General features: G+C 69.9%; 1 pseudogene. It reads left to right on the plus strand.

Annotation, left to right across the window (positions count from 1 at the left end):
* Positions 1 to 492: pseudogene (locus tag AC1DYP_RS24820) on the plus strand (Isoniazid-inducible protein iniC); the annotation flags it as partial.

Here is a 492-nt window from a genome sequence, read left to right on the forward strand (position 1 = left end):
CACTGAGCGCGTCGGACACGAATTTCCTGGGCCGCATCAACGATGCGGTGGGCGGCGAATCGGGGCCCCTCGGCGTGGTGGGAGTGGTCTCGCGCGCCGACGAGGTGGGCGCCGGACGGATGGACGCGATGATGTCCGCCAAGGAGGTCGCGTCGCGGTTCGCCGTCGAACTCGAGAAGACGGGACTGTGCCAGGCGGTGGTGCCGGTGGCCGGCCTGCTGGCCCTCGGCGCCCGAACGTTGCGGCAGAGCGAGTACGCGGCCTTCGTGGCGCTCGCCGCCGCCGATCCCGCCGACCTGCAACTGGCGATGCTGTCGGCCGATCGTTTCTCGCGACCGGACATGCCGTTGACGGTCGACCCCGCCACCCGTGCCGGGTTGGCGGATCGGTTCGGGCTGTTCGGAATTCGCATGGCGGTCACGCTGATTCGGATGGGAACGGCGGACTCGTCGTCCCTGGCGAAGGAACTCGTGGAGCGCAGCGGGTTGGACG

The organism is Caulobacter sp. P1_D6 (genome assembly GCF_056406095.1).